General features: G+C 44.2%; 13 protein-coding genes. 7 read left to right on the top strand and 6 right to left on the bottom strand.

Annotated elements, in window-relative coordinates:
* Positions 1-252: 252 nt before the first annotated feature.
* Complete coding sequence (locus tag QUB04_RS25535) at positions 253-5,766, bottom strand: AAA family ATPase (RefSeq protein ID WP_333288702.1); 5,514 nt, start codon at positions 5,764-5,766, stop codon at positions 253-255.
* Positions 5,767-6,335: 569 nt separating this feature from the next.
* A complete protein-coding gene (locus tag QUB04_RS25530; RefSeq protein ID WP_333288700.1) occupies positions 6,336-7,589 on the bottom strand; it encodes a transposase in 1,254 nt (417 codons plus the stop codon).
* Between the two features lie 744 nt (positions 7,590-8,333).
* Between QUB04_RS25530 and bchB the strand changes: the two genes are divergently transcribed.
* The 3 genes from bchB to QUB04_RS25515 all read left to right on the top strand — a co-directional run bounded on the left by bchB (position 8,334) and on the right by QUB04_RS25515 (position 10,446).
* Positions 8,334-9,860: a ferredoxin:protochlorophyllide reductase (ATP-dependent) subunit B gene (gene bchB, locus QUB04_RS25525; protein WP_333288698.1), complete on the top strand. Its 1,527-nt coding sequence runs from the start codon at positions 8,334-8,336 to the stop codon at positions 9,858-9,860.
* A gap of 83 nt (positions 9,861-9,943) precedes the next feature.
* On the top strand, positions 9,944-10,165 hold the full coding sequence (locus QUB04_RS25520) for a hypothetical protein (protein ID WP_333288696.1): 222 nt from the start codon (positions 9,944-9,946) through the stop codon (positions 10,163-10,165).
* Positions 10,162-10,446, top strand: a complete 285-nt coding sequence (locus QUB04_RS25515; protein ID WP_333288694.1) for a type II toxin-antitoxin system mRNA interferase toxin, RelE/StbE family — start codon at positions 10,162-10,164, stop codon at positions 10,444-10,446. The genes QUB04_RS25520 and QUB04_RS25515 overlap by 4 nt, the downstream gene beginning before the upstream one ends.
* A gap of 161 nt (positions 10,447-10,607) precedes the next feature.
* On the opposite strand, the gene QUB04_RS25510 is transcribed toward QUB04_RS25515, so the two are convergent.
* On the bottom strand, positions 10,608-11,444 hold the full coding sequence (locus tag QUB04_RS25510) for an SGNH/GDSL hydrolase family protein (RefSeq protein ID WP_333288691.1): 837 nt from the start codon (positions 11,442-11,444) through the stop codon (positions 10,608-10,610).
* 699 nt (positions 11,445-12,143) lie between these two features.
* Positions 12,144-12,521: a Mo-dependent nitrogenase C-terminal domain-containing protein gene (locus QUB04_RS25505; RefSeq protein ID WP_333288689.1), complete on the bottom strand. Its 378-nt coding sequence runs from the start codon at positions 12,519-12,521 to the stop codon at positions 12,144-12,146.
* A gap of 470 nt (positions 12,522-12,991) precedes the next feature.
* Here QUB04_RS25505 and QUB04_RS25500 point away from each other — a divergent pair, with 470 nt between their 5' ends.
* On the top strand, positions 12,992-13,582 hold the full coding sequence (locus QUB04_RS25500; protein ID WP_333288686.1) for a rhomboid family intramembrane serine protease: 591 nt from the start codon (positions 12,992-12,994) through the stop codon (positions 13,580-13,582).
* Between the two features lie 239 nt (positions 13,583-13,821).
* Here QUB04_RS25500 and QUB04_RS25495 read toward each other — a convergent pair whose 3' ends face one another.
* Complete coding sequence (locus QUB04_RS25495; RefSeq protein WP_333288684.1) at positions 13,822-16,695, bottom strand: PAS domain S-box protein; 2,874 nt, start codon at positions 16,693-16,695, stop codon at positions 13,822-13,824.
* An 87-nt stretch (positions 16,696-16,782) separates the two neighbouring features.
* On the opposite strand from QUB04_RS25495, the gene QUB04_RS25490 reads away from it, so the two are divergent.
* Complete coding sequence (locus QUB04_RS25490) at positions 16,783-16,977, top strand: hypothetical protein (RefSeq protein ID WP_333288682.1); 195 nt, start codon at positions 16,783-16,785, stop codon at positions 16,975-16,977.
* Between the two features lie 355 nt (positions 16,978-17,332).
* On the opposite strand, the gene QUB04_RS25485 is transcribed toward QUB04_RS25490, so the two are convergent.
* Positions 17,333-18,529 carry a transposase gene (locus QUB04_RS25485; protein ID WP_333288680.1) on the bottom strand — a complete coding sequence of 399 codons (1,197 nt, stop codon included), beginning with the start codon at positions 18,527-18,529 and terminating at the stop codon, positions 17,333-17,335.
* A gap of 405 nt (positions 18,530-18,934) precedes the next feature.
* Here QUB04_RS25485 and QUB04_RS25480 point away from each other — a divergent pair, with 405 nt between their 5' ends.
* Together QUB04_RS25480 and QUB04_RS25475 are read left to right on the top strand one after the other, a co-directional pair.
* On the top strand, positions 18,935-19,318 hold the full coding sequence (locus QUB04_RS25480; RefSeq protein ID WP_333288678.1) for a hypothetical protein: 384 nt from the start codon (positions 18,935-18,937) through the stop codon (positions 19,316-19,318).
* A gap of 230 nt (positions 19,319-19,548) precedes the next feature.
* The gene (locus QUB04_RS25475; protein WP_333288704.1) at positions 19,549-19,737 is read left to right on the top strand and encodes a DUF2949 domain-containing protein; all 189 of its coding nucleotides are present in this window, start codon (positions 19,549-19,551) and stop codon (positions 19,735-19,737) included.
* The last annotated feature ends 314 nt before the right edge of the window (positions 19,738-20,051 follow it).

Raw genomic sequence — 20,051 nt, 5'->3', positions numbered from 1 at the left:
GTCCCGCCCGTCCAAAAAGGACGGGCGGGACGCCCATCCCACAAGCTTGTGGAAGTTATTTAATTCTCATTCCTAACTTATTTTATGAATTCCTGCAACCGCGATGCCCAATCAGCTTCGCCGAATCGTCAACAATCACGAACGGCGCAAGCGGATTTACGCAAATAAAGAGAGGTAGAGACGTTTATTCTTCCATTTTCCCTGAAACATCATTACTCTTTCAGCCTTGCTGTGGGTTGATAGTAGCGCCGATTACAAAACTTGCCGGGGGGCGATCGGAATTTCAATAATAAACTCGCTCCCCTCTCCGGGTGCAGAAACGCAAGTCAATTTTCCGCCGTGAGAACTAACAACAATCGAGTGAGAAATAGACAATCCCAAACCAGTTCCCGAACCCACGGGCTTAGTTGTAAAAAATGGATCGAATATCTTGTGCAGCACCTCAGTGCTCATCCCCGGCCCGCTGTCGGCAATTCTAATTATGGCAGAATTCCTGTCAGTCACCTCTGTAGAAATTGTAATAGTAGGCTGTTTATGAGAGTTTTCCGGGCAATCTCTTGCTACGAGGAGAGCATCGATCGCATTTGTCAAAATATTCATAAACACCTGATTCAACTGAGACGCATAACAAGTAATTAGGGGTAGCGTGCTGTAATTTTTAATCACCTCAATTCCCAAACGCCCGCCCTCTTTTCTCAGGCGCGGTTGCAGCAACATCACCGTACTGTCGATGCCTTGATGGATATCTACCGACTTCATTTGCGCTTCGTCGAGGCGCGAGAAATTCCGCAAGCTTAGCACAATATCCCGGATTCTTTCCGCTCCTACTTTCATGGAATCCAGCAGCTTTTGCAAATCCTCGCTCAAGAATTCCAGCTCAATTGTTTCTATTTCTTCGAGAATTTCCTCAGCAGGCTCTGGATAGTGCTGCTGGTAAAGCTCAATCAATTTTAACAAGTCTTTAACGTATTCGCTAGCCGGATTGAGATTGCCGTAGATGAAACTTACAGGATTATTAATTTCGTGAGCTACACCAGCGACCATTTGCCCCAAACTAGACATCTTTTCCGTTTGGATTAATTGAGCTTGAGTTAGTTTAAGTTCGCGCAAAGTTTGTTCTAAACGCTCGTTTTTTTCATTTAACTCCTGCGTCCGCTCTTGCACTTTCTGTTCCACAGAATTGTAAAGTAGAGCATTTTCCAAAGAAATAGCAACTTGGGAAGAAAGCAACCTTAAAACTTCCAATCTGTGGGGAGTAAATGCTCCGACAGTCAAATTGTTTTCTAAATAAAGAATGCCGATTAGTTTGCCTTGATTGATGATGGGAGTACACAAAATAGATTGGAGTTTGTGTTTGGCAACGTAAGGATCTGCTGTAAATAGTCCCTCAGCCGCCGCATTGCTCAACACCAAATCCGAGCGAGTCCTTTCCACATAATTAATAACCGTCACAGGTAAATCCTGATAGCCTTCAACAGGCGTAAATTGCAGCACAGCTACATCTTCAGCAAATACTGAGGCTTTAGCTGAAATCAACAGTTGACCATCTCTGACTAAAATCAGAAAACCTAATTGAGCACCTGCATTTTCTAAGGAGATTCTCATCAAAGAAGCCAGCAACTTATCGAGGACAATTTCGCTAGAAATCGCCAGAGATGCTTTCATTACCGTTGCCAAATCCAGGACTCTCGCATCGCTGCCCGTAGAAGTATGAATAGTTGTGGTAGTTTGATTGTTGTTAAAACTTCCGTTGATCGGCGTCATTTCCCGCAACTGCGGATACTTCTGTTCTAAATCTTCTACTTTGCGAACTGCACCCCAGCGCAAGTAGCACGAGTGAGCTTCGCGCAAGTGGATTTTGGCATATTGATACTTGCCTTTACTCAACCAAAACTTAGCTGCTAGTTCATTAGCTAGCGCTTCATTTTGGACAAACTCATTGTCTTGGGCTAAATTTATAGAGAAATCGTACAGTTCTACAGCTTCTGAATCTTTCTTGGAAATTCTGGCGATTTCTGCTTGTACTAAAAGGTACTTGTGCAGAAAATTTTCGGCACAGTTGTCTGCCCAAATTTTCATCTGTTTTTGGTTTTCCTCTAACTTTTCCAAATATTCCTTTTGCTTCTCTTCTGAAACATTTGGGAAAACGGCGGCTAAAGTTAGAGAAAAGAAAAAATTCCATTCAGTAGCGGGTATGGCTCCGGTAATAAAAGATAGCTGTTTTTCTACTTCAAAAGCTAGTTGTAGCGCTTCGTTGAAGTTGCCGTACCAGTACATTACCTGGCATTTGCGAATCTGATAAAGGCAGAGCGAGTACAAATTTTGATGAGCTTGACAGTTGTGTACGTATTCAGCTTCGCTGATATCTTCGCTTTCAAATACAAACTTTTCAGGAGTTAGTTTGCTCAAGTTACGCAGGATTAACTCTACTCCTAATAATATATCGGTTACGAGCTGATTTTTGGTTTTTTGGCTGAACTGCAAATACCTGCTCGTATCGACCAGAATTTGCGAGATTTCTTTACCTTGAAAAAATGAGTTAGCTATGCGGTTGGACAGGATATAACCCGCATACTCTAAATCTCCTGATTCTAAAGCTGCTTGATATCCTTCATTGCTGATCGCGTGGGAATCTTTGATGTGGTTGAACCAGTAATAAAAAATACTGACCAGGGATGAACAAGCTCTGCACTTCAAGCCAATATTGCCAGATTTTTCGCTGAGATTCAGCGATAGCAAGCCGAATTGATACGCAGCTTTGTAATCTCCCGAAACTGCGTTTAAGAACATACCGTAGCCAGCATAGCAAAGAGAGGCTTCGGGTACTAAACCGTATTGTAGAGAAAGATTGACTCCTTTTAAAACGCTGACTTTCCACAAGTCTGGATTTTTGAGGTACGCCGATGTCAGCAAGTTTGTAATTAATTTGACTGCAACTTTTTTGTCTGGTACAGTCATTTCGGGGGCGTCAATCAGGGAAGCTATTTCTCTACCTGCTAAAATATTTGTGGCTGCTGCAAATTCTTCGGATATGACTTTTTGTAGCCCGTCTAGGGGCAAGTCAATGCCTAGTAAGTCCAAAGCTTTGATTCCGGCTTTAACGGCTTCTTCGTACTTCGCCCGCAGGGTGTACTGCACGATCAGCAGGTTGTAAATTTCTACCTTTTCTAAGGGCGATCGCGCTTTTTCCAGAGTTATATTAATAAATTCTTCAGAATTCTCAAAAAAACCGTTTAAATACTCAACATTTGCTCGCTCCATGTGCAAGGCAAAGGCTAAATCGTAGTGGGCATCCCAAATATCGGCGCTCAAACCGTCCATGCCTGCGGTCAAATACTGCAAGGCAGCAACATAAGCAGTGGCATCTTTGGCTCTGCGGGCTGCGTCTAAATTCAGGGTTGCCAGTTCAATTAATTCTCGATCGTCTTTAATTAGCGATCGAGCTACATTCAAGTGATCGACTAATTCAAAGATTCTGTCAGCGCGATATTCAGCCGGGGTGTTTTCTAGGATTTGCCTGCCTATTTTCAGGTGAACTGCCTTTTTTTGCGAGTCGTCGATCAGAGCGTAAGCGGCTTGCTGTACGCGATCGTGCAAAAATTTATAATTCAGAATTAATAGTGGAAACAGCACGTAATCTAATGACTTGCTTTCCAATTCCGAAGTTGGCAGAATCAGTCCCGATTTAATCGCGGGCAACAGGTGAGAAAAAGTTTCCGAGGCTTCTTTTTCATTAATTAAAGAAAGAGTATTCAAGTCAAATTCGTTGCCCAAACAAGCCACCAAACGCAAAACTTGCTGCGTTGAACTTGGCAGTTTTCTCAATTTTTGTACCATCAAATCTACTACATTGTCAGTGATAGCGCACTGCTCAATTTGAGTCATATCCCAATGCCAGCCGCCCTTGCTCCCTGACTGTGGCGGGTGAAAAACTAGCAGGTTTTCCTGATACAATGTTTGTAGGAATTGATTGACAAAAAAAGGATTACCATCGGTTTTGCTGATGACCAATTCAGCTAAGGGCTTGACAGATTCTCGATCGCTGTGCAAAGTCTCGGCAATCAAATGAGTGATGTTTTCCACCCCCAGCGGCGACAAAGCAATCTGATTAATGATAGCTTCCTGATTTCGCAGCGTCTCCAAAGTCATCATTAAAGGATGAGTAGGACTAACTTCATTATCCCGATAAGCACCAATTAAAAACAGATATTGCGTAGCTTCATCTGTCATCATCAATTCGATCAATTTGAGAGTAGCCGAATCAGCCCACTGCAAATCGTCGAGAAAAATGACCAGCGGATGTTCTGGCTGGCAAAATACGCGAATGAAATTTTGAAATACTAAATTAAAGCGGTTCAGAGATTCCGTCGGCCCCAATTCAGCTACAGGAGACTGAGCTCCGACAATTAGTTCAACTTCGGGAATGACATCAATAATAATTTGCCCGTTTTGACCGAAGGAAGTGCGGAGTTTTTCGCGCCAAACTGCTAATTGAGCCTCGCTTTCAGTTAAGAGTTGCCGCACCAATTCCGAAAAAGCGCTGACAACGGCAGAATAAGGAATAGTCCGCTTGTACTGGTCAAACTTTCCCCAAATAAAATAGCCGCGCCTGCGGGTAATAGGTTTGTCTAAAATCTTCACCATTGCAGATTTGCCAATGCCGGAATAACCGGCAATCAGCATCATCTCGCTACGGGATTTATGCTGTCCTCTCGCCAAAACTGACAAGGGAATTTCTTTTTTCGATTTGATCTCTTTTTTGATGACAGAAATTTGAGAATCGTCGGTGCGGTAGCCTCGATTATTTGTTGCTGCTACCCGTTCAAATGCCGCTAAAAGAGTTTCAACTTCTCGCTGTCTCCCGTAAAGTTTTTGAGGTATTTGAAATTTGTCGGAAATATCTTGGCTGCCGAGAGTAAAATCGGAAACAAACCCAGATGTTTGCCACTGAAACAGGCAGGATTCCAAATCTGCTTTTAGTCCCCAAGCACTTTGATAGCGCTCCTCAGCGGTTTTTGCTAACAATTTCATCACAATATCTGAAACAGCTTTAGGAATTTCTGGGGCTATTTCAGCGAGAGGTACTGGCTGTTTGGCGATGTGACAGTGAACTAACTCCATAGGATCTGTAGTGGCAAAAGGGAGTTGTCCTGCCAGGATTTCATAGAAGGTCACGCCGAGGGAATAAAAGTCGGTGCGGTAATCGACTACCCGGTTCATTCTGCCGGTTTGTTCGGGCGACATATAGGCTAAAGTGCCTTCTAAAAAATTGGGATTTTTATTGGGGATATTTTCCAGGTTGGATGCTGTTGAGATGCTAAAATCTATGAGCTTCACTTGTCCTGTAGCAGGATTAAAAACTATATTAGAGGGGTTTATATCTTTATGAATTACATTTTTTCCGTGAATTTCTCCCAAAGTTTCAGCAACTTTGATGGCAGTAGTCAGAAATCCTAAAAGGGTAAATTTTTGGGAACCCATAAATATTTTTAAAGATTCCCCGCCAAAATCTTCTAAGATCATTGCCAGACTATTTCTAACCTGTTGCAACTTATACACTTTCACAACTCCGTCCAACAGGCTTAAGTTGGCAGTGATCTCATATTCGCGCTTGTATCTATTCAGTTCTTCAGGAGTCGGATAGTCTTCTTTGATAAGTTTGATAATAACAGGTTGGTTGTTCTGCTCGTTGTGGCCGCGGTAAACCAGGGAAGTGCTGCTTTCATAAATGAGAGCGAGAACTGCAACGCCGGGAATTGCCATCATAGTTGGGTTCTCTCAAATTAGGTGTGCTTGGTCAATGTTACAGGACTGACGCGCGGCGGGCTAGAAACCCGGTTTCTTCGTTGCTAGTCGTTGACAAACCCAAGATTTTTTCGGGTAAATCGGGTTTCTTTTCGTAAATCCTATATTATTCTTCATTATCGCTCAAGAGCTATCTTTTGGGATGTGTGGGAAGGCAGGCCTTGACAGGAATGAGCTGCTGCTGACAAAAGCACGCTGGGGCTTTCGTCACCTCCGCAGTTAGGTAAACAAAATCACAAATACAGGATTTGTGCAAGCATTTACTTTAATGCTCGATCGCCATGCTGACAACTAAATCATCTCAGATTCCCAGCAATCGCTTGACTTTCGTGGAGCGTCACCACATCTCGTGAAAATACGCAAGTGCTGAAAGATTTATTTTTTCCGGCGATCGGGCACGAATTGGGGGTGCTTGAAAAAAACCGGGCGGTGCAAATCTTAACTATAATTCGCTACCAAGGCGCGGAGGGAGTTAAGTGTTGCTTCGGAATCTGCAAGTTCCTTCAGTTCTATCTATTTTGACCGATCGATTAACAATAGTGACATACTCCTACACCAACACAAGCTGTCACCATTGGTGTAGGCATCTGGGTGACTCCAGCTATTGCTTCGGACATTGACTGAGCTTTAAGCACGGGATGACCCACCGCCCTATTTTTGATTCCTATTGCTGCATTATGATCGCGGTCTAGACTACACCCACAGTGAGGGCAGTCATGCCAACGAATATGCAGCTTTTTTGGTACTTTTTCGCCACAACTAGAGCAATCTTGTGAAGTATTGTAGGCACTTACTGGGATTACCAACACACCAGCATTTACGGCTTTATTTGTTAGAATCGACAGAAAGCTTGACCACCCAGCATCCAACACAGATTTAGCTAATTTTGTACGAGCCAGTCCTTTAATATTCAAATTTTCAACCGCAACAACATCATATTTTTTCAACAGCTCGTTAGCCGTCTTAAAATGAAAGTCTTTACGCTTCTCTGCTACTTTCTTGTGACATTTTCCCAGTTGCTTAACTGCTTTCTGTCTCCGGTTGCTACCTTTTTTACGACGCGATACTCGCTTCTGAATAGTTCGCAGACGTTTCCCGGCTTTGCGGTAATGTTGAGGAATTGCAACTGTTTCGCCCTCAGAGGTTGTCAAGAAATTCTTTAGCCCAACATCAATTCCACTAATCTTTTGAGGATTAAAATCTGGTTTAATCGTAGGAACTGTTGAATCTTCTAGGGAGAGCGTAAGATAGTACCCATCAGCCTTTTTAGTGATAGAGACGGTTTTGATTTTGAATCCATTAGGTATGGAACGGTGTAAAACAACCTTAACTTTTCCAAGCATCGGCAAGTTAATTAAGTTATTTTGTAAACAACCGTCTTTAACTTGAGGATAAGTGAACGTGCGATAACGACTGCGTGGTTTAAATCGAGGTCGGCCACTACGCTTTCCGTTGCTATCACCTTTTAGGAAACGATCAAAAGATACCTTAACTCGCTTAACTACATCTTGAAGAACTTGAGAGTAAATCTCGGCATACCAAGGATGAGTTTTCTTGAGTTGAGGTAACGTTTTTTTCTGACTGTAATATTCGGGATTATCCCGCAGTTCGGGTAAATGGCAAACTAGCGGACACGCATTGATGGGAGAACGGTTTTGCTCGTCCCAATTGAATCTATCAGCCAACAAGTAATTGTATTGAGCCCATAGCATCGACAGCCATCTGTCGATTTCAATGGCTTGTAACTTTGTTGGACGTAATCGATATTGGTAAGAGCTTCTCATTCCTTTGGCGTGGTCGGTACATATCAATTAGTGTTACTGTACCAGAATACTTTATTTACTGTCAAGTGCATGAGTAAAGTATATTGAAGTACAAAATAGACTCGTTAAACAAAGAGTTTGTTTGTTTCGTCATCCACCCGTCTAGCAATTCAAAACTATGTTTTGAATTGCTAGACGGGTGGAATCCTCACCTCACGCGCCTTTCATCCCACACTAATCGAAGCGATATAGTGTGGGGATTCCCGTCTGTTTAGCTAACTGACCGAAAGCATCTAGGATACAAGCCCCCGGCTTCATCTGTGGAGAAATAAAAAACCTGTATCCGATGAAACTTGCCCCCCCAATTTATCCGTGGGGTCAATGCTTCAATTCTTTAATCTAAAATCTAAAATCTAAAATCTAAAATCGATTGAGCGTTTGAGCAGAGTAAATTTCACAAAAAATGCAGAATTATTGCACCTTGTCTGGTGCGCGGCAGCGAACCCTACATTAATCAAATTTGCCTAACTCTTAAGAAAATTTTAGGAAAGATTAAGAATTATTGCCATAAAACCAAGGTAAAGTTGTTTGAATTGCGAGTCAAATGCCAAGCAGGCAAAGCGTTTGAGCATTTCCCAAATGTGTAAATCCTCAGAAACTTAGTATTTCTCAAGGATTCATCCGGTGAGAAAATCAGAAACAACCTTAAAATTTAGCAGTAATCGCCCGATCGGGCAATTCTCAACCAGCACCAGGAAAAAAACTATGAAATTGGCTTATTGGATGTACGCAGGGCCAGCCCACATCGGCACTTTGCGCGTCGCCACTTCCTTCAAAAACGTCCATGCAATCATGCACGCACCGATTGGAGACGACTATTTCAACGTCATGCGTTCCATGCTGGAGAGGGAACGGGATTTCACCCCGGTGACTACCAGCGTCGTTGACAGACACGTACTGGCGCGGGGTTCGCAAGAACGGGTGGTGGACAACATCACCCGCAAAGACAGAGAAGAACACCCAGATTTAATCGTGCTCACCCCGACTTGCACCTCCAGCATTCTGCAAGAAGACTTGGAAAACTTCGTGGAACGAGCTCAATTGGATGCCAAAGGCGATGTATTGCTGGCGGATGTTAACCATTACCGCGTCAACGAACTGCAAGCGGCCGATCGCACTTTGGATCAAATCGTCCAATTTTACATTAACAAAGCCCGCAAAAAAGGCGATTTAGTAGAAGCCAAAAGCGAAAAACCATCTGTCAACATTATCGGTATGTCTACGCTGGGTTTCCACAACCAGCACGACTGCACCGAGTTGAAGCGTTTGATGGCTGATTTGGGCATTGAAGTCAACGAAGTTATTCCCGAAGGTGCTTCGGTTCATAACTTAAAAAGACTGCCGCGCGCCTGGTTTAACTTGGTTCCTTATCGGGAATTGGGGATGATGAGCGGGGAGTATTTGCAAAAAGAATTCGGTACGCCGATGGTGGATATTACGCCGATGGGTGTGGTAGAAACTGCGCGCTGTATCCGCAAGATTCAGCAAGTTTTGAATGCTCAAGGTGCGGATGTTGATTACGAAAACTTTATTGACCAACAAACTCGATTTGTGTCGCAGGCTGCTTGGTTTTCGCGATCGATCGACTGCCAAAACTTAACGGGCAAAAAAGCCGTCGTATTTGGCGATAATACGCACGCTGCGGCGATGACGAAGATTTTGGCTCGCGAGATGGGAATCCACGTTGTGTGGGCAGGAACCTACTGCAAACACGACGCTGACTGGTTCCGGGAACAGGTTAGCGAGTATTGCGATGAAGTGCTGGTGACGGATGATCACGGGGCGATCGGAGATGCGATCGCCAAAGCGGAACCTTCGGCAATTTTCGGCACCCAAATGGAACGCCACGTAGGTAAGCGGTTGGATATTCCCTGCGGCGTAATTGCTGCACCGATTCACGTCCAAAATTTCCCGATCGGCTACAAGCCATTTTTGGGTTATGAAGGCACGAATCAGTGCGTAGATTTGGTCTACAATTCCTTCACTTTGGGAATGGAAGACCACTTGCTGGAAATCTTCGGCGGCCACGATACCAAGGAAGTGATTACGAAGGGTATTTCGGCTGACTCTGATATGGGTTGGACGAAGGATGGACAGGCTGAGTTGAACAAAATCCCTGGTTTTGTGCGGGGTAAGGTGAAACGGAATACTGAGAAGTTTGCGCGCGATCGGGGGATTGATAAGATTACCGTTGAGGTGCTTTACGCAGCGAAGGAATCTGTCGGCGCGTAGTTAGTTGGTAGGGTGGGCATTTGCCCACCTTACTTAGTAAAATAGAAATGCACTGTCACTTTTCAAACATAGAAAAGTTCTTTATGGCTAATTCTGTTGCTTTCCAGACCGCGATCGAATATGTAGAATCTCTGGCAATTGAAGAGCAAGATTTGTTAATTGAATTAATTCAGAAACGGCGAATTGAAAATCGGCGATTGGAAATTGCTAGCAATGCAAGAGAGGTTTTGAGTGCTTTAAAAGCCGGCACAGCCAAGCGAGGCAACTTTGCACAGTTAAAAGCTGATTTACTGGATGAAGAATGAAAACTCTAGTTTGGAACAACAGTTTTAAACGGGCTTTTAAACGGGTTATCAAGAGAAATCCGCAATTAGGTGAGAAAATATTTTCGGTTTTGGAGTTGTTAGTAAACGATCCATTTTCTCCTTCATTGAAGGCACATAAACTGCGGGGGCAATTAGAAGGACTTTGGGCTTGTTGGGTAGAGTCCGATTGCCGAATTATCTATACTTTTGAGCAAGATAATGAAACGCAAGAGGAATTGATCGTCTTGATTGATATTGGGACGCATGATGAAGTATATTAACTGACGATCGCCCTTTTCCAAAAAGCGTGCGATCGCCCACGAGGAAAATTTCTACAATATCAGATGAGCCAATCTTGCTCTCATGCAAAAAATCATGTCAACCTCTACGAAAAGGGAGTATCCCTGTCTTGTGGCGATCGCCCGGAAAGCCTTAAAATGGTTTACCGAAACGTCCCCAATCCAGATTTAATCATTCCACTCTCCTGCACAATTGCGGATGCTGCTTCCCCCAAAATTTTGTGTGCGGCAGTCGTCGGATGAATGCCGTCCCAAAACAAAAATCGATCGGGACTACCACAAACACCTCCACCCGATAAACACGCACTCGTCACATTAGTCAAGCCATATTTAGCCTGGTTTGCGATCGCTTCCTGATAAAGCGCATTAGCATCCAGAGTCGCAATCTTTAAGTCAGAATGCTGTTGATTTAATACCTTAACCGTTCGCCTCAAACCCTGATTGTGCGCTTGTGTTAATGCAGTGAGCCTTGCAGAATTAGCGGCTGTTCGCGTCGCCGGTAACTGCCCCAAATCTGGTAAATTTGCCAGCAGGATATTTTTGGCACCCACATCAGCAAGAGACGCGATCGCCTTCGCCACATTTTCAACGGGAAGATTCGCATTATTTACCCCCTGCAAATAGTCATTTGCACCCGCCCACAGTACATACAGCGCATGAGGATTTGCCTGTTTTTGGGATTTAGTCCATGACTGAACTTGAGCTAACACACCAGGGACAAGGCTATTGCGATCGCTCCCCGTTGTTGCACCTCCATAGGCCAAATTAGTGACTCGTTCAGGCGGCAACTTTAGGCGATCGGCAAGATACTCTACCCAAACTTTACCATTCGAGTAACGCCCTTGAAAGTAAGTCGAACGAGGCGGATATTGACCCCCGCTCGATCGAAACACCATTCCCATATCCGAAAGGCTGTCCCCAAATACATATAGTTCATTGACAGCCTCAGAACTTTGAGCTGATAGGATGAGTGCAACCATAAAAGATAAAAGCGCAATAATTACGGCAAAAAACGTTTTTTTCAACACTTGGTATTAGTTAGATAGTTGAAATATTTGATAATTTGTACCCGGTAATTACCGAGTTCGTGATTTTGACATTTAGTGTTAGTTATATTCTTGAAATCGCTTAAATATTGGCACCAATTACTAATATATCAATTTTGTAAAAAATGTGGGGAGTAAACCTGAACTTTAATTGTGGGTTGCCCCACTCCACTGCTCAACCTACATATATTGGTGGTGTCCTTGACCAAGAATTTCTTGATGGTACCCGCCACGTGATTTATCCGTGGAATCAATCCCAAATCGAAAATCGAAAATCCTCAAGCCCCCGCATTTATCCGTGGGGTCGCCTCTAAAATCTAAAATCTAAAATCTAAAATCGATTGACACTTTTCTAATGGTATCTAGCTCATAGCGCTGTGGCGGGGACAAAACCGTACATATTTTGGGAGATTACCCAATAAAGTTACGCAAGAGGCGAACCACGAAAACCTCCCAAACAACTACCCTTGAGGTAAATATCAATAAAAAAAGAATGGATTTAAAGCTGATTTACTCGACTATCAAGAAATTGAACGCACTTTTTATCCCGGAAAGCCCGCACAAAACAAAAACCCTCCCCAACAAGGAGAAGGGAGGGTGAAAAGACAGTGAAAAATTTAAGTTTTTGCAGAATTAACAATAAGGAGTTACATCTTCGCCACACTCGTCAGCCAAATAACACAAAGCTCGAAAGCGCAGCCCAACCACTTGCTCGTAAAGCGGATTTAACTTGCACAGTGGCGGAATGGAAAATAAAGTGCGATCGCCAATTTTGACTTCTCGCTCAAACGGACACTGGCTGGGAATAAACTTACACAGCAACCGAGCCAACTTTTGACTTTTAATTGCAGTGTTATCAAGCCATTGTTTTAGCGGATGCAATGGGTCAAAGTGTGGCTTTTGACCGTAAGGTTGAGAAATTGTAGCGACATTAACGGCGGTTTCTTGTTTGCCAAATCCTACCCAATGTGGCAGAGTTCGGTAGGAGACTGTATGCTCAAATACGTTCATTTTGCTCTCTTCCTCTTTTATAACGAGGTGCCAAGAACTCTCTGTAGAGCTTGTGCGATATTATCTACAATCAGTATCTACAGCATCTCGTTTTGCTTTACCGGATTGAACTTCTTAAATTAATGACTTAGGGCGAGAAAAGTTGTTCCTGATTTTTTTTAGTCACGGTGTGCGATCTAAAAAGTGTCCTCATTTCAAGCCCAACAATTGATTGATAGGGTAAAAATTCTGTCTTCTACGTTCTAGCTTCAACCTTCGGTTGACTCTCCTTTTGTAGTTCAATTACAATTGTGACGCATCGACGTGAATTATCCTATACGTGAAAATGCGGAACTTTTAATAAAACTTATAATATTTCTAAATAAGCTCTGCTGCAAAAAACCCTGGAACCTCGACCCAACAATCTTTGCTCGCGATCGCTCAGAAACTCATACAATGAGAAATAATCGGTATCACCGCCCTCACCACCCATGAGTAACCCAGAAACCAAAGCTATCACCCGCGAATTGCAAAGCCACGCCGCCATTCTCGGTGGCTTCGTCTCCCTTCTGTGGATTATCGAAATTGTCGATGTATTCCTGTTCCGAGGCAGGCTGAATGCCTACGGAGTCCGCCCCCGCAGCCTCGACGGACTTCAAGGCATCCTGTTGATGCCTTTTCTGCATGGCAGTTTTGCTCACTTAGCCGCCAATACCCTCCCTTTTGTGACATTGGGTTGGTTGATAATGCTGCGAGAAATGAGCGACTTTTTTATTGTGAGTGCCGTCACTGTGCTAGTCAGCGGATTCGGAGTTTGGCTGACTGGCGCGCCCTATTCCGTTCACATTGGTGCCAGCGGATTAATCTTTGGTTACTTCGGTTTCTTGCTGCTGCGGGGCTATTTTGAACGCAGTTTTACATCTATTTTGGTATCTTTAATTGTCGGTTTCTTCTACGGCAGTTTAATTGGGGGAGTTTTGCCGTCGCAGCCGGGAGTTTCCTGGCAAGCGCATTTCTTTGGCTTTGTCGGCGGCGTATTAACAGCTCAACTTTTGGGCCGGCAGAAACGGCGAATTAACTAGAATAAGACTGAGGCTGCATCCTATCATCACCTTGGTTTATTGCTCATAAATTATCTAAAAGCGTAGGTTTTTTGTCAATAAACCTGGTTTCTTGTGTAAGATCAAATCCGTTAGCATCGGAATAGTAAATTCGAGTTCAGTGTTCACGGCGTTGACAGTTGACTGTTCACGGCGTCAACAGTCAACATCATTCCGGTGTTACCGGAAATGATATAACAATTGCGTCCCGGATAGCCAGACTAACTGCTGACCAATAATTCAACGCGGGCCGGCAAGCACACAGTAAAAACCGAACCGCAACCTAACTCGCTTTCAACGTGCATATCGCCACCCATCATCACGCAAAAGTGACGACTAATAGTCAATCCCAAACCCGTGCCGCCATACTTGCGGGTAGTTGATGCGTCGCCCTGCATAAATGCTTGAAATAAATGCTGCAATTGTTCGGGGGGAATCCCAATGCCCGTATCAGCTACGCGAAAAATTATTGAGTCGGAAGGTTCGGCTATTTCTTGAGTGGTTAAGCTGTCATGTTTAACTCTTTCAATACAGAGGCTAATAGTGCCATGTTCCGTAAATTTGGCTGCATTGCTCAGCAGGTTGAGCAATATTTGACGAGTTTTGGTAATGTCCGCATACATCATTCCCAAGTCGTCAGCACAATCAACTTCAAACTTATTAGAATTTTTATCTACCAAGGGTTTGACAGTAGAAACTACCTCGTCAATTAAATTAACCGGGTTGAAAGTTTCTAAGTAAAGTTCCATCCGACCCGCTTCAATCTTAGAAATATCTAGAATGTCGCTAATTAAAGATAGCAAGTGTTTGCCCGCTGTTTGAATTTTTTGCAAGTCGGGGATAAAATCTTCGCAGCCTAAATCCTCGGCGTCTTCTTTGAGCATATCGCTGTAACCAATAATCGCGTTGAGGGGAGTTCGCAATTCGTGGCTCATATTAGCTAAAAAGGCGCTTTTGGCTTGGTTTGCTGCTTGAGCGGTTTGAGCTACCTTTTGGAATTCTTCTGCTAATTTGCGCTGGGTAATATCTTCGGCAATACCGACGATGCGGTAAATTTCTCCGGTTTGGTTGCGGACTGGAAAAGCCCGATCGCGCACCCAGCAAACTGAACCTTCCGTTGGCGTAGCCCCCGTAGGGGCTCGCACTACCCGATACTCCTCATCATAATCGCCCCGCACCTGTTTCTCAAAAGCTGCCTTGACGCGATCGACATCCTCCGGGTGAATAGCATCCCAAAAAGCCTCCGGTTCTGACTGCAAACTCTGACAGCTCAAATTCCATATTTTTTCGCAAGCAGGGCTCACATAAACTAGCTGTTTTTGATTGGGTTCTCTAATCCAAAATACCTCATGAATATTTTCTGCCAACTGGCGAAACCGCTCCTCGCTAGCCCGCAACTTCTCCACAGCACTGTGAAATTCAGTCACATCCTGAATCAGCGATGCCACCCCAATGATGCTGCCGTCAGCATCAACCAAAGTCGTATTGTACCACTCGCACAAAATTATTTTGCCGTCTTTTCTGATGTTCTCGTTAAGGCTGGTAACTCCTCCTTGATTAGTGAGCAAAGTTATAGATAGTCGCCTGACATACTCCTTAGCACTTTCAGGAACGATGAGATCGACTCCGTGGCGTCCCATAGCTTCCAAGCGGTTGTAGCCAAAAATTCTTTCCGCTGACAAATTCCACTCCGCTACTTCAAAGTTTAGATCCCATTCAATCGCTCCCAAAGGAGTTTGGTGAAGATGGAGAGCCAGTTTTTGCTGCGAGTTTTTCAGAGAAATAATTAATTCATTTTTGTCGGCGATCGCAGATTGTACCCGATCTTCGAGAGTAGTAAACGACTCTTCCAATTGAGCGGCCATCATATTAAAAGAGCGAGCCAGGACACCCACCTCATCCTCCCGCTCTACAGACGCCATCAACCGGGAATCTACCACCATCCCGTCCCATTCTCCCCGGGACAAAGCCTCCGCAGCCCTGCTCAGACGCCGAATCGGTACAACAATCCACCTAGAAGTCAGAGCGCCAATCGCCGTTGCCAGCACCAAAGCACCCAGACACATCACCACAGTATACTGAGTGTTGGCATGAATCCTTTCCATAAAATCGGCTTCAGGAACCGTCACCACAATCAACCAGTCGAGGCCCCTGCTGTCTAAAAGCGGCGTCACCTGTAGAAATTGCCGTTGACCGTCGATCGTAAAATCTAACTGGCGAGATCTGTCAATTTTGTGCAAATCCCCGAAGTGTTCTGTCAAATAGCGGGCGGTCGATCGAATGAGAACATTCTTGCTGCTCGTTGCCACAATCCGTTTCGCAACACCATTGCTAACAATAAATGGCGGTTCCCTAGTAGAATTTGCCACCAATTGCCCAGACCTTTCTACAATAAAAGTCTGTCCTGATTTCCCAATTTTTAGAGTTTCCAAGAATTGATTGAGCTTGGCAAGGGCCAAGTCAGAACCCAGGATGCCAATCAGTTTACCATCATCGCCATAAACTGGTTGAGCAGCCGTAATCGCTAGTTTTGGAGCGTCAAAAAAATTATAGATTTTACTCCAAGTCGGTTTGCCTGCGCGCACCGGAGCTATGTACCAAGGTCGGACGCGGGGGTCGTAGTTGAGAGTAGTTTTTAATAGCTTGGTTGGTTCCTCGAGCTCGGACAGCGCGTAGCTATGCAAATTATAGCCAGTAGATGGATTAGAAATCTGAACTTGCAACTTGCCGTCGTCGAGGCGTTCAACTCCAATAAAATCTTTTTCTTCGGATGCGAATTGAATGTAGCTAATTTTATCAAAAATTTTGATTTGTTTGTAGAAGTAGCGTTGCAAACTATCACTATCCTGCAGGTTCACAAGGCCGAGACGGATGGCATCGAGATTGAGCTGATTGATTTGGTGTGGCGTTTCAATATAACTATTAATATGTTGCTGGATACGCGATGTGACTTCTGTCCGCAGTTGTGCGGCAACATCGTTGACGGCTATACGCCCGTTCCGCAGCGACAGCCACCCCGTCAACCCTACCGCCGCGAAAGTCTGGAGGGCAAAAGGCACAACAAGGACGATGCGAATAGGCACTTTGCCTGACATTTTTAAAATTTGGTCGGTCAAATATCTGATTGGCATGATGAAGCAGAAATATTACGAACCCCGAACATTTCGGTAAAGTAGAGCCTGATGAGCGCAGATTTTGAAGTTGAGATGGTTTTAGTATGCCAAGTGCTGTTAAGAGTTCGGAATCCGCCGCTGGCAACTGAATTTTTAACGACTGCCACCGCCATCTTAGCGCGATCGTCCGCTTTGGGAACATTGGCGATCGAGATGAATGCAGTCTCCATCCGGGACTCACTCTACACGCTGATACTATTATAGAGTTGAGATTAAAGAATTAAAGAAGTGGGAAAGACTGATTCTGTAAGGGCTTAGAATTTGTCGGCTGTTGCATTTTTTTTGGGAACTGGTATCTCAAACCAGGTTTTTTTAGCGTGTCGGCGGGCTGCAACCAACTATTTTTATGAAAAAAACCCGGTGGATAGCCACCCGTGCGTCCAGCACTAACTATTTTTCCACTCCTGACGCGCGCTAATCAAACAAACCGAGTTTTTGGTTGACTCATGCCTGAAATGACGTATTTTGGAGTTTAAACCCGCTTGCTGCGTCAGTTCTATTTGACCCATAGCGCTATCCAAAGTTTTGACACTCTCCGGCGTGAACGCACGGAGATTCTTTAATCTACGAACCGACTTGCTGAGACAGGATTTCTGAGCGTCAAAGTAGAGGTCAACTCTCCTAAAGCGTTGTTTGGCTCAAGACCAAAGGTTCCGGTATGCCCTACCGTACCCAATCCTCGACTAAGGATGTTTCTAGCGGCGTTTTCATCGCGATCTAAAACACAACCGCACTTACAAACGTGCGTTCTTGTAGATAGCGATTTCTTTACAATTGCACCGCAGCTAGAGCATTCTTGGCTGGTATATTGCGGATTTACCGCTACCGTGATTTTCTCAAACACTTTTCCGAAGTATTCAAGCCAAACACGGAATTGATACCAAGAAGCATCGTTAATAGACTTAGCTAAGCAATGATTTTTCACCAGGTTTTTGATCCTCAAATCTTCGTAGACGACTACATCGTTTGATGAGATTACGCACCTTGCAAGTTTTATTGCATGGTCTTTACGCTGTCTACTTATTTTGAGGTGGCGTTTGCCTAAAATCTGCCTAGCCTTGCCCCTGTTGTTTGAACCTTTAACTTTTCTGGATACGCGACGCTGGGATCGTTTGAGAACTTTCTCACCTTTTCTTAGAAACCTGGGATTTTCCACCGTAGTTCCGTTCGAGTCGGTGTAATATTCCTTCAATCCCACATCTAATCCAATCGTAGTACCATTCGGTTCTGTGTTTTCCTTTCTCTCGACATCCACACAGAATTGGACGTAGACGCCATCAGCACGTTTTACCAATCTCACCCTTTTTATTTGACTGATTTGGTAGAAGTGCAAGTCGCGTGTGCCTTTTAGCTTTAATCGCCCAATCCCTTTCTTGTCGGTAAAATTGATGGATTTGCGATCGTCGGCTAACTTCCAACCCGTCGTTTTGTATTCGACAGAACGACAATCTCTCACGAACTGCGGATATCCTTTTTTGCCCGGTACATTCTTCTTGCAGTTGTCGTAGAATCGGGAGATCGCAGACCATGCTCGTTCTGCACTCGATTGTCTTGCTTGAGAATTGAGTTCGTCGGCAAACGGAAAGTCGCGAGCCAGCACAGCGCAGTATTTATTTAAGTCGTACCGACCCACTTTTTTGTTGTCCATCCAATACCGCAAACAGCTATTGCGGACAAATTGGGCGGTACGAATTGCTTCGTCTACTGCGTTGTACTGATTCTTTTTTCCGTAAGCTTTGAACTCAAAAACTAGCATGGCTTTACCTCCGGTTCTTATGTTATACCGTCTGACATAAAATCCTTAGCCAGTTAATGAAAGTTTACAATGATGAAGCAGGAAGCTGACTGGGAGACTAAAGTCTCCCGCGAGCTTTCATCCCTGGACTGAAGTCACAGGGTTTTTAGCTTGTTTTCTATAAGTTTTGACAGGAACTTTAATTGATATCTCCACAAGCAGCTACTTTTGATAGAGTGCAACTTAATTCCGGCTAGGTAAAATAAGCATATAGCAATCCTCGCATCATTTGCATAATTATTGTAGGGGCAATCCCACGCCCGGTTGCCCGATAGATAGGGAGTAGGCAAAGAAAGGCACTACCTCTACAAATTTATCTGAATCATTTAGGATTGCTATAGTAGGATGCAACTAGCGGAGGCATGGATGATGAACGCAGTTATTGCTACTCTTGGCACTGCTCTCGGACTGAGCTCAATTTTTATCGGTTTGACTCCGGCGGTTCTCGCCCAACAAAGACTGCAACCAGCGCCCCAATATTCGGAAACGACTTTATCTGGGGACTCGTTGAGGAGTGTGGAGGACAGAACCTTAGACTCGGACTACCAAAACTTGATTGGTGGACCAGAAACGGCGGCTAATTCTGCTAGAAGGGAAAGAAGCTTGGGCGACACATTTCGCCTCAAAATCGAGGGCCCATTGGAATTTATTACTACTCCTTCGGACGCCCAGCGTCAAGGAAATCCTTTACCTCCAAAACAAACCGACAGCGGTACAGAAGCGGGAGTTCAGCTTCAGCTAGGACTTTAGCAATTTTAAATGAATTCATGGGAAGCGAGCGATCGCGGAACCCAATTTTTGATTTTCGGAGTGATTGTGACTGCGATCGCTTTTTGATATGAATTTGATCACAAGTTTTGTGAGGTTTCCATCACACAAGGTTCTCTATTGTGAACCTAAAATTAGACCAATTAAACTTCCGATACAGACTGATTAGCTACATATCTTTACAAAATCGCATAAAACTGGCGGTGAAGGTGATGAGAAAGGCTCAACTGATCGATTATTTGCGGGGAGAGTTGGCAATATCGCATTCCGCGATCGCCGTTGCTCTCCGACACGGTGAACAAGATGCCAGCGAACTGCCGATGGTTCTGTGGCAGTACGGGTTAGTGACACTGGAACAGTTAAACCAGATTTTTGATTGGTTGGAAGCTCAGCCGAGTTAGTAATTTAAAATCCTGATTTAAAAAATATGGATATCCGATTGCAATTTTTTAACAAATAAAGCTTGCACAAACGGTCGTCGGAAAGTATAGGGTTCAGTGTTTAGGTTAAGGGTGGGTCTTATTTGGTCCCAATTAGAAAAATACAAATATACAGTAGGGACACAGCACTGCTGTGTCCTCATTTTTGTTGCCGCCTAAAATAAACTGCTTTCAATCTGTCGAAGATGCGATCGCAGACGGCATCAAACAGACGGCATAAAACAAACCCCAGCAACTTTTAGGATGCCGGGGCTTGTCTTATTTAAGTTGGTGGC

The organism is Microcoleus sp. D2_18a_B4, assembly GCF_036702475.1.
Lineage (GTDB): Bacteria > Cyanobacteriota > Cyanobacteriia > Cyanobacteriales > Microcoleaceae > Microcoleus.
This window is presented reverse-complemented; position numbering and strand designations above follow the sequence as displayed.